The sequence below is a fragment of the Pantoea sp. E956-1 genome (assembly GCF_982223955.1).
In genome coordinates this window covers 1-13,943 of the sequence record NZ_CEUYZP010000007.1, presented here as the reverse complement: position 1 = coordinate 13,943, position 13,943 = coordinate 1, and the positions used below count along the sequence as shown (strand labels likewise).

Here is a 13,943-nt window from a genome sequence, read left to right as displayed (position 1 = left end):
GTGTTTGATATTGGTTTTAGTGAACTGGTATTGGTGTTCGTGATCGGGCTGATTGTACTCGGCCCGCAACGTTTACCGGTTGCGGTGAAAACCGTGGTCGGCTGGATCAGGGCGATTCGTTCGCTGGCAGCCAATGTACAACATGAACTGGCGCAGGAACTCAAGCTGCAGGAGTTACAGGATAGCCTGAAAAAGGTGGAAGAAGCGGGGCGTGGCACGCTCTCACCTGAGCTGAAAGAGTCGATGGAAGAGCTGCGTAAAACTGCGGATTCAATGAAACGCTCGGTCAGCCAGAGCATCGACATTGAAAAAGAGGAAGACGAGGCAAACACTATCCATTCGGCTCAGCACAGGCCCGCGCCTCATCCGGTATCTGAGCCTGCTCCGGCTGAGCCTTCGGCGACACCGGCTACTGCGGAACATCAGGCCAGTGCCCCGGTACAGACGCCCTCTGCGGTTTCAGACTCAGGCCCGGCTGTGCAATCCTCTGCTGCGCCTTCTGCCGTCGCCACTGCTCCGGCAGCGGCTTCTTCAGCGGTTTCAGGTACGGCGGTGCAATCCTCTGCCACACCAACCGCTGTGGCCAGCGCACCGGCACAGGCGCCCGCTGGCGACGTCGCCAGGCCGGCAGATCCTGCGCGTCATTCCGCTACCCCCTCTTCTGCAAGTGATGAACGATAATGGCCGTTGAAGATACCCAACCGCTCATCAGTCATCTGATTGAGCTGCGTAAGCGACTACTGAACTGCATCATCGCCGTATTAGCGATTTTCCTGGTGCTGGTTTATTTCGCCAACGACATCTACCAGCTGGTCGCGGCACCGCTAATCAGCCAGATGCCAGTGGGCTCCAGCATGATCGCGACCGATGTGGCTTCACCGTTTTTTACCCCGATAAAGCTGACCATTATTGTGTCGGTGTTTCTTGCGGTGCCGGTGATCCTCTATCAGGTCTGGGCATTTGTCGCCCCGGCGCTTTACCGGCATGAGCGCAGGCTGGTTATGCCGCTACTGTTTTCCAGCACCTTCCTGTTCTACTTCGGCGTGGCCTTTGCCTATTTCGTCGTTTTCCCGCTGGCATTTGGTTTTTTCACCAAGACAGCGCCGATCGGCGTTACTGTAGCAACGGACATCTCCAAATATCTCGATTTTGTCATGACGCTGTTTATGGCATTTGGCGTGGCGTTTGAGGTGCCGGTGGCGATTGTGTTGCTGTGCTGGACCGGGATCACCAGCCCGGAAGAGTTGAAGAAGAAACGTCCCTATATTCTGGTGGGCGCTTTCGTGGTCGGGATGTTGCTCACACCGCCGGATGTTTTTTCCCAAACTTTGCTCGCTATTCCGATGTACTGCCTGTTTGAAGTCGGCGTATTCTTTTCCCGTTACTATGTGGGTAAAGGCCGCCGCTTACAGGATGAGGAAGAGAATACCGACTCCTGATGCGGACAGCTTTACCCGCACTGGCGGGAAGCGATCAATCCAAACCGCCCTGATGGGCGGTTTTTGTTTATAAACTGTAGGAAAAATTATGTTTGATATCGGTGTAAACCTGACCAGCACGCAATTCGCCTCCGATCGGCAAAAGGTGGTTAAACGCGCGCGTGATGCGGGCGTCACCGGCATGCTTATTACCGGCACTAACGCGCTGGAGAGCCAGCAGGCTCAGCGACTGGCTGAGGATCAACCGGGCTTTTGTTGGTCTACCGCGGGCGTCCATCCTCATCATGCCAGCGAATGGTCAACGGACATTGCCAGCACCCTGCGTCGCCTGGCTGAAAAACCGGAAGTGGTTGCAATCGGTGAGTGCGGACTCGATTTCAATCGCAATCTGTCGGCTCATGAGCAGCAGGAGTATGCGTTTGATGCGCAGCTGGCTCTGGCGGCGGAACTCAATATGCCGGTCTTTCTGCACTGCCGCGAAGCCCATGCGCGTTTCGCCGCAGTGCTGGCGCCCTGGCTGCCAAAATTGCCTGGCGCGGTGATCCACTGCTTTACCGGCACGCGTGACGAACTGGAAGCCTGTCTGGCCATGGGATTATCGGTAGGAATTACAGGCTGGGTATGCGATGAGCGCCGTGGTCTGGAGTTGCGCGAGTTGCTGCCACTGATTCCGGCCGATCGCCTGCTGCTGGAAACGGATGCCCCATATCTGCTACCGCGCGACATGCGTCCACGCCCGACTTCGCGCCGTAATGAACCCTGCTTTTTACCGCATATTGTGCATCAGGTGGCGACATGGCGTGGTGAGAGTGCTGAGGAACTGGCGACCCGCATCGACCATAATGCGCGGACGTTATTCAGACTGGCTTAAATCTTGCGGAACTGCTTGTTGTCGACGCTGCGCATCACCTGCTTGTTCAGCAAATTAAGCAACAGAATCGAGCGCGTTTCACCATCCGGCTCGGCAAAGATGGCGCGCAGCCCTTCAAACGTCCCGTCGGTGATGACCACTTCATCGCCGCTTTGGGGCGTTTCAGGGTCAAGCAGGATTTGCGGAACGTCAGTTTCCAGCGCTTCGATCACGGCTGAAGGCACGGTCGCGGGCGTCGTGCCAAAGCGCACGAAGTGGCTGACACCACGTGTGCTGCTGATCGTCGTGGTGTGAATGGCTTCCGGATCAAACTCGATAAACAGATAATTCGGGAACAGTGGCTCACTCACGGTGGTACGTTTACCGCGCACGATCTTTTCCAGAGCGATCATCGGGCTGAGGCAATGCACTTCCTGCCGCTCCAGATGCTCCTTCGCGCGCAGTAGCTGTCCACGTTTGCAATAGAGTAAGTACCAGGATTCCATAACTGCTCCCATTGAATGGACGCTAAGAATAGCAAAACTGCTGCCAGAGTTATAGCGCAGGGGCAGGGTAAAGCGTCCCGCAAAGAAAATAAACTGAGACTTTTCTTAAGATGCTCAATGGCAGCAGAAAAGGTGACTGAAAATTGACGTCTGCTATTGCTCTGTATCAGACTCAATGACCATCACATCTTCAAAAGGATCCTCTGATGGAACTCTTTCTGTTGAGCAACGGCAAGCTGGCAGATGATGCGCCGCTGCTGAGCTATGCGCAGCCGCAGCTGCACGCCATGATCGCCCGACGCGCTATCCGCTCGGCGGTACTGATCCCCTACGCGATTATTCGTGGCGATCAGCAGCAACGCGCTGCCGAACTCAGTGCCTCTCTGGGCATTCAGGTAGAGCGGGTTCAGGCATTCGCCTCACCGGCTGAAGCGATTGCGCAGGCAGAGCTGATTTTAGTTAGCGGCGGCAACACCTGGTTCCTGAATCAGATGCTGCATGAGCAGGGTCTGATCGGGGCGATTCAGCGCGCGGTGCGGGAGCGGCAGGTACCTTATGTCGGCTGGAGCGCAGGCTGCAACGTGGCGACGCCCTCAATCCGTACCACGAATGATATGCCGGTGCGCAGCAGCGTGGTGCTGCCTGCGCTGGGACTCTTTCCGGTGCAGATTAATCCCCACTATCTGGATGCCAGCGTCAGCGGGCATATGGGCGAAACCCGCGACGAACGGCTGGCAGAGTTCTGTGCTGTGAATCCGACTGAGTCGGTGATTGCACTGCGTGAAGGCAGTTTTCTGCACGTTCACGACAATCAGCTGCGCTATCACAGCGTGCGAAACGAAGATTTTAAACTGTTTCGCCACGGCGAGCCGATTCAGGGGTATCACGATGCCCGCGCGTTACAACCGCTGGTTCCCTTTCAGTGCGTATGACGCTGTCATATAAACCTCAGCATAACCGCTTAATCAGACCTATAATGGCCGATTCACTCTGGCCGGAAAGCTAAAGCCGCATGAAATATCACGATTTAAGAGACTTTCTCGCGCTGCTCGAACAGCGCGGTGAGCTAAAGCGCATTACCCAGTCGATCGATCCTGAACTGGAAATGACCGAAATTGCCGACCGCACCCTGCGTGCCGGTGGCCCGGCTCTGCTGTTTGAAAACCCGAAAGGGTACGACATGCCGGTGCTGTGCAATCTGTTCGGCACGCCAAAGCGTGTGGCAATGGGCATGGGCCAGGAGGAAGTCAGCGCACTGCGTGAAGTGGGTAAACTGCTGGCCTTCCTGAAAGAGCCGGAGCCGCCAAAAGGCTTCCGCGATCTGTTCGATAAGATGCCGCAGTTTAAGCAGGTCCTGAATATGCCGACCAAACGCCTGCGCAATGCACCCTGTCAGGAAGAGGTGTTCAGCGGCGATGACGTCGATCTGACGCGCATTCCGGTGATGAAGTGCTGGCCGGGCGATGCGGCACCGCTGATTACCTGGGGGCTGACCGTGACGCGCGGCCCGCACAAAGAGCGGCAGAATCTCGGTATCTACCGGCAGCAGGTGATCGGCAAAAATCGGCTGATTATGCGCTGGCTGTCGCACCGTGGCGGCGCGCTCGATTATCTGGAATGGACGAAAGCGCATCCGGGTGAGCGTTTTCCGGTCTCGGTGGCGCTGGGTGCCGATCCCGCCACTATCCTTGGTGCAGTGACACCGGTGCCTGACACGCTGTCAGAATATGCATTCGCCGGGTTGCTGCGCGGCAATAAAACCGAAGTAGTGAAATGCCTCTCGAACGATCTCGAAGTGCCGGCCAGTGCGGAAATCGTGCTGGAAGGGTATATCGAAGCGGGCGATATGGCGCCGGAAGGACCTTACGGCGACCACACCGGCTACTACAATGAAGTAGATAGTTTCCCGGTGTTTACCGTTACGCATATTACGCAGCGCCATAAGCCTATCTATCACTCCACCTACACCGGCCGTCCGCCGGATGAACCTGCGGTGCTGGGCGTGGCGCTGAATGAAGTACTGGTGCCGATTCTGGTGAAGCAGTTCCCGGAGATCGTGGACTTCTATCTGCCACCAGAAGGGTGTTCATACCGGCTGGCGGTCGTGACGATTAAAAAGCAGTACGCGGGGCATGCCAAACGTGTCATGTTTGGCGTCTGGTCGTTTCTGCGGCAGTTCATGTACACCAAATTTGTTATTGTGTGTGACGATGACGTTAATGCGCGTGACTGGAATGATGTGATCTGGGCGATCACCACGCGTATGGATCCGGCCCGCGATACGGTATTAGTGGAAAATACCCCAATCGATTATCTCGACTTCGCGTCGCCCGTTTCGGGGCTGGGGTCGAAGATGGGGATGGATGCGACCAATAAGTGGCCAGGTGAAACGCAGCGCGAATGGGGTACACCTATCGTCAAAGATCCTGCGGTCACCGCGCGCATTGATGCTATCTGGGATGAGCTAGGTATTTTTGATCAGCCGCCACAGCGTTGATGGCGAGCACAACCATAAAGACGACCCGACAGAGGGAACGCATGACAACGTTAAGCTGTAAAGTAACTTCGGTTGAGGCGATTACCGACACGGTCTATCGCGTTCGCCTGATCCCTGAAGCGGAATTCAGTTTTCGCGCGGGACAGTATCTGATGGTGGTGATGGACGAGCGTGACAAGCGTCCGTTCTCACTGGCCTCAACGCCAATGGAAAAAGATATCATTGAGCTGCATATCGGCGCGTCCGATCTGAATCTCTATGCCATGGCCGTCATGGATCGCATCCGTAACGATCGCCAGATCACGGTTGATATACCGCACGGCGATGCCTGGCTGCGTGAAGAGAGCAGCAAGCCGCTGATCCTGATTGCAGGCGGCACCGGTTTCTCCTATGCCCGTTCGATTCTGCTCACTGCACTGGCGGAACAGCCAGAGCGCGATATCGCCATTTACTGGGGCGGACGTGAGCTCAAGCATCTGTACGATCTGGAAGAGCTGGATGCGCTGGCGGTGAAGCACCCGAACCTGAAGGTGATCCCGGTTGTCGAGCAACCTGAAGCGGGCTGGCAGGGCCGCTCAGGCACGGTACTGACGGCAGTGATGCAGGACTTCAGTACGCTGAGCGAGCATGAGATCTACATCGCCGGACGTTTTGAGATGGCGAAGATTGCCCGCGATCGTTTCTGTGCCGAGCGTGGCGCAGTGGAGTCACAGATGTACGGCGATGCGTTTGCCTTTATCTGATCCCCTGTAGCAGCCTGTAGCAGACAGAAAAAACCCGCCGGTTTACGGCGGGTAAATCTGACAAAGTATGACTCAACGTATTACAGACGCTCGAATACGGTCGCAATGCCCTGACCCAGTCCGATGCACATGGTGGCGAGGCCAAAACGGGCGTCGCGTCGCTCCATAATATTCAGCAACGTCGTGCTGATGCGTGCGCCAGAGCAGCCCAGCGGATGGCCTAACGCAATCGCGCCGCCATTCAGATTGACCTTGTCATCCATCCGTTCCAGCAAACCTAAATCCTTGATGCACGGCAGCGTCTGCGCGGCAAAGGCTTCGTTCAGCTCAAATACATCGATATCACTGATACTCAGTCCCGCCCGTTTTAATGCCAGTTTGCTGGCCGGTACCGGTCCATAGCCCATTATCGACGGGTCACAGCCTACCACCGCCATACTGCGGATGCGCGCGCGCGGTGTCAGCCCCAGTTCACGGGCGCGTGATTCACTCATGACCAGCATGGCGGCCGCGCCATCTGACAACGCCGACGACGTGCCCGCCGTGACGGTGCCGTTAGCTGGATCGAAGGCGGGTTTGAGTGCCGCCAGTCCTTCGGCGCTGGTCTCCTCGCGAATCACCTCATCGAAGTCATAGCGTTTAAGAATGCCGTCGCTGTCGTGACCATAGGTGGCGACAATCTCTGTTGCAAAGTCCCCGCGCTGGGTAGCCTGCCAGGCCCGCTGGTGCGAACGCAGGGCAAATGCATCCTGCTGCTCACGGCTGATATGATGCATCCGCGCCAGCATTTCAGCCGTTAAGCCCATCATGCCTGCTGCTTTTGCCACGGTACGGCCCAGACCGGGATGAAAGTCGACGCCGTGATTCATCGGCACATGTCCCATATGCTCCACGCCACCGATCAGACAGCACTGCGCATCACCGACCATAATGGCGCGGGCCGCATCATGCAGGGCCTGCATTGAAGAGCCACACAGCCGGTTGACGGTGGTGGCCGGCACTGAGTGCGGGATTTCGGCCAGCAGCGCGGCATTACGCGCGATATTAAATCCCTGCTCCAGTGTCTGCTGCACGCAGCCCCAGACGATATCGTCCAGTGATGTCGGGTTCACCGCCGGGTTGCGGCTCAGGAGTTCGCGCATCAGGTGCGCAGAGAGATCTTCAGCGCGTACGTGACGAAAGGCGCCGCCTTTTGAACGTCCCATTGGCGTGCGCACCGCATCAATAATCACCACATTTTCCATCTTTTTGCCCTCAGGCGCTTTTCAGCGCGGCTTCATCAATCGGTTTGGCGGCGGGATACCAGCTTTCATGCTGATGGGCTTTCTGCACCAGCAGCGCAGGCAGGGCATATAAGCCTCCGAGCGCGCTATAACGCCGGGCCTGATCCACCACGTTGCTGTTGCCCAGGGTATCGAGATAGCGGAAAGCGCCGCCACGGAAAGGTGGGAAGCCGAGACCATAGACCAGCGCCATATCCGCTTCCGCTGGCGAGGCGATAATCTTCTCTTCCAGACAGCGCACTACTTCATTCAGCATTGGCAGCATCATGCGATTCAGGATCTCTTCGTCGCTGAAGACCCGCTTAGGCTGACAGACCTGCTCCAGCAGCGTATCTACTTCGGTATCAGCCACTTTTGTCAGCTTGCCCTTTTTATCTTCTTCCCAGCGCCAGAAGCCTTTGCCATTTTTCTGGCCAAAACGACCGGCATCGAACAGCAGATCGATCGCATCACGATAGTCATGCTTCATACGATCCGGGAAACCGTCAGCCATGACGCTTTGCGCGTGGTGCGCGGTATCGATGCCCACCACATCCAGCAGCCAGGAGGGGCCCATCGGCCAGCCAAACTGTTTTTCCATCACTTTATCGATCTGACGGAAATCGGCGCCGTCGCGCAGCAGCAGGCTGAAAGCGGCGAAGTAAGGGAACAGCACCCGGTTAACAAAGAAGCCCGGACAGTCATTCACCACGATCGGGGTTTTGCCCATTTTGCTGGCCCATGCCACCACTTTACTCAGGGTCGCTTCACTGGTTTTCTCGCCACGAACCACTTCAACCAGCGGCATACGCGGCACCGGATTGAAGAAGTGCATGCCACAGAAGTTTGCCGGGCGCTGCAGCGCCTGCGCCAGCTGGCTGATAGGAATGGTCGAGGTATTGGAGGCCAGAATCGCATCTTCACGCAGATGCTGTTCGGTTTCCGCCAGCACTCTGGCCTTGATCAGCGGATTCTCTACGACCGCTTCAACCACCACATCAGCCTGGTCAAAACCGGCGTAATCCAGCGTGGGCTGGATAGTAGCGATCACACTGGCGAGTTTATTGCCGTCGATTTTGCCGCGTTCCAGCAGCTTATTGAGCAGTTTGCTGGCTTCGTTCATCCCCAGCGTTAACGCCTGTGGGTTAATGTCTTTCATTCTGACCGGCACGCCTTTCCACGCAGACTGGTAGCTGATGCCGCCACCCATGATGCCTGCGCCCAATACGGCCGCCTGAGCGGGTGCGCCGCTTTCGCTGCCGCGTTTTTTCGCCAGACTTTTGACGTACTGGTCATTAAGGAAGATACCGACCAGCGCGCGTGCTTCATCAGACTGTGCCAGTGGCACAAACGCTGCGGTTTCAAGTTTCAACGCGTCATCGCGACCAAGGCTGGCTGCAGCTTCAATAGTTTTTACTGCCATCAGCGGAGCGGGATAATGCTTGCCTGCGGTTTGCAGCACCATCGCTTTCGCGATAGTGAAACTCATGGCTGCTTCAATCGGGCTGAGTTTCAGTGGCGCCAGTTTAGGGGCCCGGCGCGCGCGCCAGCTGCCATCAGTGGCAGCGGCTTTAAGCATGATGATCCCCGCCTCACGCAGTTTCTCCCGGGCAACTACTGCATCGACCAGACCGAGTTTAAGAGCGGCATTGCCATCGACATCTTTGCCCGCCGCAATAATTTCCAGCGCACTGTCGGCGCCCAGCAGGCGCGGCAATCGCACGCTGCCGCCAAATCCCGGCATGATGCCGAGTTTCGTTTCCGGCAGGCCAATACGGGCGTTCGCAGTAGCGATACGCAGATCGGTTGCCAGAACGCATTCACATCCGCCGCCCAGCGCGTAGCCATCAATGGCGGCCAGGGTCGGAACCGGCAAATCTTCCAGCCGGTTGAAGATGCTGTTGGCGTAGCTCAGCCACTGACTCAGTTTTTCGGTGGGTGCATCAAACAGGGAAAGGAATTCGGTGATATCTGCACCCACAATAAATGCAGGTTTAGCGGAGCTCAGCAGCAGGCCGCGCAGTTCTGGCTGCTGCTCCAGCACAGCTATTGCCTCGCCCAGACTGGCGACAGTTTGCGTATCGAGCTTGTTGACCGAGCCTGTAGCGTCAAAAACCAGCTCGGCGATGCCATCGTCCAGCCAGTGAAGAGTAAGGTTAGCGCCTTGGTAGAGCATGTGCGTCTCCTGAAACCGCGAAAGGTGATCTGGTCATACCAGATGATCGTGAGTGTGGGAGCGATGTTAATTTTTTGCAAACTGCTCTTTGCTTATTTGCTAACAAGATCACAGCCGCGTCGACTTCGGCATCTGCGCAAGGGGTATGCTAAACTTGCGGCCATTTCGCGACACTGGAGAGACGTCAATGGATTCACTGAAAACCTTGTATCACGCGCACATCGCCACGTTGCAACAACGGGCGCAGCAGGTGCTGGCACGCAACAAACTGGATGCGATGTTGATCCATTCCGGTGAGTTGTTGACGGTGTTTCTGGATGACCACACCTATCCGTTTAAGGTGAATCCGCAGTTCAAGGCCTGGGTGCCGGTGACGCAGGTGCCCAACTGCTGGCTGTGGATTGATGGGGTGAACAAACCGAAACTGTGGTTCTACTCTCCGGTGGATTACTGGCATAACGTTGAACCGCTGCCGGATAGCTTCTGGACCGGGGATGTCGAGGTAATCGGCCTGAAAAATGCGGATGAGATTGCGCAGTTGCTGCCTGCACAGCGTGATAACGTCGCCTATATCGGCCCGGTTAACGCGCGCGCGTCTCAGCTCGGTATCGCTTCCGGCAATATCAATCCCAAAGCGGTGATCGACTTCCTGCATTTCCATCGCAGCATCAAAACTGATTATGAACTTGCCTGTCTGCGCCAGGCGCAGAAGCTGGCGGTTGCCGGGCATCGCGCCGCGAAAGAGGCGTTCTCGGCGGGCTTAAGCGAGTTCGATATCAATCAGGCGTATCTGACCGCTACCGGTCATCGCGACACCGATGTGCCTTACGGCAATATCATTGCGCTGAATGAGCACGCTGCGGTGCTGCACTACACGCGACTGGATCATCAACCGCCAGCTAAGCGTCACAGCTTTTTAATTGATGCGGGTGCCGAGTATCTTGGCTATGCCGCTGATTTGACCCGCAGCTATGCGGCGCAGAGCAGTTCGCTCTATGCCAGAATGGTTGAGGCGATGAACGCGGAAGAGCTGGCCCTGATAGCCACGCTGAAACCGGGCGTACGCTACACCGATTATCATCTTCAGATGCATCAGCGTATTGCGAAGATGTTGCTGAAGTTTGAGCTGGTTCAGGGAATCAGCGAAGAAGCGCTGGTGGCTGAAGATCTGACCGGTCCGTTTATGCCACATGGCCTGGGGCATCCGCTGGGTCTGCAGGTCCATGACGTTGCCGGTTTTATGCAGGATGAGCAGGGCACCCATCTCGCCGCGCCAGCGCAATATCCTTATCTTCGCTGCACCCGTGTGCTGCAACCGGGCATGGTATTAACCATCGAGCCGGGCTTCTATATTATTGACTCGTTACTGACGCCGCTGCGTGAAGGCCGTTTCAGTCAGCACTTTAACTGGCAGGCCATTGATGCACTTCGGCCTTATGGCGGGATTCGTATCGAGGATAACGTGGTCATCCATGCGCATCGCGTTGAGAACATGACCCGCGATCTGCATCTGGCCTGATGGAGGCCTTTGATATTCCCGCTGTGCCAGTGAGTAGCAGTGAGGAGACGATAAAAAAGAGTCGCTTCATTACGCTACTGGCGCACACCGAGGGTGCAGAGGCGGCGCGCGCGTTTGTCCAGCAGGTTAAAAGCGAGCATCCCACTGCCCGGCATCACTGCTGGGCCTGGGTAGCGGGCGCACCGAATGATTCTCAGCAACTCGGTTTCTCTGATGATGGTGAACCTTCGGGCACGGCAGGGAAACCGATGCTGGCGCAACTGATGGGCGCGGATATTGGCGAGATTACCGCTGTGGTAGTGCGCTATTACGGTGGCATCATGCTGGGAACCGGCGGCTTAGTGAAAGCGTATGGCGGTGGCGTCCAGCAGGGTCTTAAGCAGCTGCCACGGCAGCGCAAAGTGCCGATGAAGCTGTTCACATTGCAATGTGACTATGCACAGCTCAGTGATATTGAACGGCTGGTACAGCGTTTTGACGGTAAGGTGACCGACAGCCAGTTTCAGGATCGTATTGCGCTGACGCTGGCTGTACCTTACGGACAGATCGACGGGTTCAATAAAAATCTGTCAGACTTTAGTCGGGGCGCGTTATCGCTGATCCCGCTCACACCATGATGTTCATCTCTTTTATTTAAAGGAACGGCTGAATGCACTTTCGCGCCATTACCCGCATAGTCGGTCTGCTGGTGATCCTCTTTTCAGTGACGATGATTTTGCCAGGCCTTGTCGCCTTGATTTATCGCGATGGCGCAGGGCGGGCGTTCAGCCAGACCTTTATGATGGCGCTGGTGATCGGCTCGCTGCTGTGGTGGCCGAATCGCAAAAAGAAAACCGAACTCAAACCGCGGGAAGGGTTTCTGATTGTCGTCCTGTTCTGGACGGTGCTGGGCAGCGTAGGGGCGATGCCCTTTATCTTTGCCGAGCAGCCGCATCTTTCGGTGACGGATGCGTTCTTTGAATCTTTCTCCGGCCTGACGACGACCGGTGCCACCACGCTGGTGGGACTGGACTCGTTGCCTAAGGCGATTCTCTTTTATCGGCAGATGCTGCAGTGGCTGGGCGGTATGGGGATCATCGTATTAGCCGTGGCGATACTGCCGATTCTGGGCGTCGGGGGCATGCAGCTCTATCGCGCTGAAATGCCGGGGCCGCTGAAAGATAATAAAATGCGACCCCGTATCGCCGAGACGGCCAAAACACTCTGGCTGATCTACGTTCTGCTGACGATAGCCTGTGCGCTGGCATTGTGGCTGGCGGGAATGCCAGCGTTTGATGCTATTGGCCACAGTTTCTCGACTATCGCCATTGGCGGCTTCTCAACCCATGATGCCAGTATCGGCTATTTTAACAGTGGCACTATCAATACCATCGTGGCGGTGTTTCTGCTGATCTCTGGCTGTAACTATGGCCTGCACTTTGCCATGTTAAGCGGGCGCAATCTGCGGGTGTACTGGCGCGACCCTGAGTTCCGCATGTTTATTGGGGTTCAGCTGACGCTGGTGTTGATCTGTACCCTGGTGCTCTGGTTCCATAATGTCTATGACAGTGGCTGGCAGACGCTGAACCAGGCCTTTTTCCAGGTGGTTTCCATGGCGACGACGGCGGGATTCACCACCGACAGCATCGCACGCTGGCCATTGTTCCTGCCGGTACTGCTGTTGTGTTCCGCCTTTATCGGCGGCTGTGCCGGTTCAACCGGTGGTGGTCTGAAGGTGATTCGCATACTGCTGTTATGCAAGCAGGGTAACCGTGAGCTTAAGCGTCTGGTTCACCCCAATGCGGTCTACACCATTAAGCTGGGCAACCGGGCGCTGCCGGAACGTATCCTTGAAGCCGTATGGGGGTTCTTCTCGGCTTATGCGCTGGTGTTCCTGATCAGCATGCTGGCGATCATCGCTACCGGTGTTGATGACTTCTCGGCTTTTGCTGCCGTTGCCGCGACGCTGAACAACCTCGGCCCTGGCCTGGGGGTTGTAGCTGATAACTTCACTTCAATGAATGACGTGGCGAAATGGATTCTTATTTCCACCATGTTGTTCGGGCGTCTCGAGGTATTCACCTTGCTGGTGCTGTTCACGCCTACTTTCTGGCGTGAATAATTAATAAGGATGCTGACATGAAAGCGCTGATTCTCTACTCCACTCGCGACGGACAAACAAAGAAGATTGCCTCTTCTATTGCTGAGGTAATCCGTCAGCAGCAACCCTGTGATGTGCTGAACATTCAGGATGCCACTCTGCCTGACTGGGCACAGTATGATCGCGTGTTAATGGGTGCCTCTATCCGCTACGGCCATTTTCAGCCGGTCGTCGATAAGTTCGTTAAACAACATCTTCATGAGTTGCAGCAGCGTACCAGCGGTTTCTTTTCGGTGAACCTGACGGCGCGCAAACCTGAGAAGCGTTCTCCTGAAACCAATGCCTATACGCAGAAGTTCCTGGCACACTCGCCGTGGCAGCCTGATTGCTGCGCCGTGTTCGCAGGCGCGCTCTATTATCCGCGCTATCGCTGGTTTGATCGCGTCATGATCCAGTTGATTATGCGCATGACCGGTGGTGAGACCGATTCGACGAAAGAAGTGGAGTACACGGACTGGCAGCAGGTAAGCACTTTTGCTAATGATTTTGCACAGTTACCAGGCAAATCGTAGCGAAATAGCGCGATTTGATGAAAATTACTGCGAACGATAATCTTTTCGTAATAAACACTTGTCAGCCTGCGCGAACTCCCTATAATGCGCCTCCATCGACACGGAACACCGGCAACGGAAAGCGGGTTGAGAGGCACAGGAGACTGCGCCGCCGGAGAAAAACTTCTGAAAAAGAGGTTGACTCTGCAGGAGGAAAGCGTAATATACGCCACCTCGCGACAGGACGCTAACGCACTGTTCGCGCTGCTCTTTAACAATTTATCAGACAATCTGTGTGGGCACTCGCAGGATTGATATCA

The 13,943-nt window shown here is 56.0% G+C and carries 13 protein-coding genes; 10 read left to right on the top strand and 3 right to left on the bottom strand.

Translation table 11 applies throughout. The annotated features are described in order from the left end of the window. The 3 genes from tatB to tatD all read left to right on the top strand — a co-directional run bounded on the left by tatB (position 1) and on the right by tatD (position 2,310). Complete coding sequence (tatB, locus tag AC0T7J_RS16735; protein ID WP_473795391.1) at positions 1-681, top strand: Sec-independent protein translocase protein TatB; 681 nt, start codon at positions 1-3, stop codon at positions 679-681. Next, positions 681-1,439: a Sec-independent protein translocase subunit TatC gene (tatC, locus tag AC0T7J_RS16730; RefSeq protein WP_010257238.1), complete on the top strand. Its 759-nt coding sequence runs from the start codon at positions 681-683 to the stop codon at positions 1,437-1,439. The genes tatB and tatC overlap by 1 nt, the downstream gene beginning before the upstream one ends. 88 nt (positions 1,440-1,527) lie before the next feature. Continuing rightward, on the top strand, positions 1,528-2,310 hold the full coding sequence (gene tatD / locus AC0T7J_RS16725; protein ID WP_473795390.1) for a 3'-5' ssDNA/RNA exonuclease TatD: 783 nt from the start codon (positions 1,528-1,530) through the stop codon (positions 2,308-2,310). Here tatD and rfaH read toward each other — a convergent pair. Beyond that, positions 2,307-2,795: a transcription/translation regulatory transformer protein RfaH gene (gene rfaH / locus AC0T7J_RS16720; protein WP_010257230.1), complete on the bottom strand. Its 489-nt coding sequence runs from the start codon at positions 2,793-2,795 to the stop codon at positions 2,307-2,309. The genes tatD and rfaH overlap by 4 nt on opposite strands. Before the next feature lie 206 nt (positions 2,796-3,001). Here rfaH and pepE point away from each other — a divergent pair, with 206 nt between their 5' ends. From pepE to fre, 3 genes are all read left to right on the top strand, one after another. Beyond that, positions 3,002-3,727: a dipeptidase PepE gene (pepE, locus tag AC0T7J_RS16715; protein WP_473795389.1), complete on the top strand. Its 726-nt coding sequence runs from the start codon at positions 3,002-3,004 to the stop codon at positions 3,725-3,727. A gap of 80 nt (positions 3,728-3,807) precedes the next feature. After that, positions 3,808-5,292 (top strand): 4-hydroxy-3-polyprenylbenzoate decarboxylase, encoded by a 1,485-nt coding sequence (gene ubiD, locus AC0T7J_RS16710; RefSeq protein WP_473795388.1) that lies wholly within the window; start codon positions 3,808-3,810, stop codon positions 5,290-5,292. 41 nt (positions 5,293-5,333) lie between these two features. Then, entirely contained in the window at positions 5,334-6,035 is a 702-nt protein-coding gene (fre, locus tag AC0T7J_RS16705; RefSeq protein WP_473795387.1) for an NAD(P)H-flavin reductase, read from the top strand. An 80-nt stretch (positions 6,036-6,115) separates the two neighbouring features. Here fre and fadA read toward each other — a convergent pair whose 3' ends face one another. Together fadA and fadB are read right to left on the bottom strand one after the other, a co-directional pair. Further along, positions 6,116-7,279 (bottom strand): acetyl-CoA C-acyltransferase FadA, encoded by a 1,164-nt coding sequence (gene fadA / locus AC0T7J_RS16700; protein ID WP_473795386.1) that lies wholly within the window; start codon positions 7,277-7,279, stop codon positions 6,116-6,118. 10 nt (positions 7,280-7,289) lie between these two features. Then, positions 7,290-9,473 (bottom strand): fatty acid oxidation complex subunit alpha FadB, encoded by a 2,184-nt coding sequence (gene fadB / locus AC0T7J_RS16695; RefSeq protein ID WP_473795385.1) that lies wholly within the window; start codon positions 9,471-9,473, stop codon positions 7,290-7,292. Positions 9,474-9,660: 187 nt separating this feature from the next. On the opposite strand from fadB, the gene pepQ reads away from it, so the two are divergent. From pepQ to hemG, 4 genes are read left to right on the top strand one after another with little or no spacing between them, the layout of a single operon-like run. Further along, positions 9,661-10,992, top strand: coding sequence for a Xaa-Pro dipeptidase (pepQ, locus tag AC0T7J_RS16690; RefSeq protein ID WP_473795384.1), 1,332 nt, complete (start codon positions 9,661-9,663; stop codon positions 10,990-10,992). Continuing rightward, on the top strand, positions 10,992-11,609 hold the full coding sequence (locus AC0T7J_RS16685) for an IMPACT family protein (protein WP_473795383.1): 618 nt from the start codon (positions 10,992-10,994) through the stop codon (positions 11,607-11,609). The genes pepQ and AC0T7J_RS16685 overlap by 1 nt, the downstream gene beginning before the upstream one ends. 32 nt (positions 11,610-11,641) lie before the next feature. Further along, positions 11,642-13,093, top strand: coding sequence for a Trk system potassium transporter TrkH (gene trkH, locus AC0T7J_RS16680; RefSeq protein WP_109652913.1), 1,452 nt, complete (start codon positions 11,642-11,644; stop codon positions 13,091-13,093). A gap of 17 nt (positions 13,094-13,110) precedes the next feature. Continuing rightward, positions 13,111-13,644, top strand: a complete 534-nt coding sequence (hemG, locus tag AC0T7J_RS16675; RefSeq protein WP_473795382.1) for a menaquinone-dependent protoporphyrinogen IX dehydrogenase — start codon at positions 13,111-13,113, stop codon at positions 13,642-13,644. Positions 13,645-13,943 lie beyond the last annotated feature (299 nt).